This is a genomic window from Mesorhizobium sp. M7A.F.Ca.CA.002.09.1.1 (assembly GCF_003998555.1).
GTDB classification, from domain to species: Bacteria; Pseudomonadota; Alphaproteobacteria; order Rhizobiales; family Rhizobiaceae; genus Mesorhizobium; species Mesorhizobium ciceri.
Genome location: NZ_RZRR01001395.1, coordinates 1 through 859, shown reverse-complemented (window position 1 = coordinate 859; position 859 = coordinate 1). Strand labels below are relative to the sequence as shown.

1 protein-coding gene is annotated in these 859 nt (G+C 60.1%); it reads right to left on the bottom strand.

The annotated features are described in order from the left end of the window. Nucleotides 1-207: 207 nt before the first annotated feature. Nucleotides 208-855 (bottom strand): isoprenylcysteine carboxylmethyltransferase family protein, encoded by a 648-nt coding sequence (locus tag EN994_RS33490; RefSeq protein ID WP_063169789.1) that lies wholly within the window; start codon nt 853-855, stop codon nt 208-210. Between the last annotated feature and the right edge of the window lie 4 nt (nt 856-859).

The following is an 859-nucleotide window of genomic DNA, read 5'->3' as shown; positions in this document are numbered from 1 at the left end:
GCCGATTTGGTCTTCATCTTGGGCATTTTGCTACTCCGTATTGTTGGCGCACTATCGCGCTTCTTGTTCGCTTCAGGCCGACCAAAGCCCGAAAAGCAAATGAAACCGCCACGGCATGCCCTGCCGGGCGGTTTTCTTGAACGGCGGTGCTATACGTCAAAGACGGCCCGCGCGCAACACCTGTGGAGATGCGGCGCTGTGTCCTCGTCAGGGCAGCGTGAACCAGACCGGCAACATGCCTGACAGCTGGGCGCCGTCGATCAATTCGAAGGCCGGCAGCGCGATCAGAAACACCAGGCCGTCGAGCAGCGTGGTCAACAGCAGGCGCGGCTTGAAGTTTCCGGTATCGCCCTCCTGGTAGAGCGACAGTTTCGGGAAGAAGCGCGGCACCCGCGCCAGATAGGCCTGATACGGCGCGCCGAGCGCTTCCTTGAGGAACTTCTCCTCGCGCAGGATGACGATATGGAACGCCCCCGCGCACAAAAGCCCGAAGAGGATGATACCGGAGAACGAACCGATCTGCGCGCCGACACCGGCTGCGGCTACGGTCGAGAACACATAGAGCGGGTTGCGGGTGATCGAGTAAGGCCCGCCAGTCACCACCTCGGACGATTTGCGCCCGCCTATGTAGAGTGTCGCCCAAAGGCGGCCCACGATGCCGAGGAAAATCAGCAGCACGCCGAACATTTCGATCGTCTCGTGCACGGCTGTGTCGGGCGGAAACGTCGATTGGCCAAATAGCAATGCTGCAAACAGCACGACCACGAGAACGGCAAGCACTATGCGGCGCATATGCTGGTAATTGCCCAGCCCGCGTTTGAAGTCCACGTCCGAAACCTTGACTTCATCGACCATAGTG

Coding starts and splice junctions, on each gene's coding strand:
- EN994_RS33490 (WP_063169789.1), bottom strand. CDS start 855: ATGGTCGATGAAGTCAAGGTTTCGGACGTGGACTTCAAACGCGGGCTG.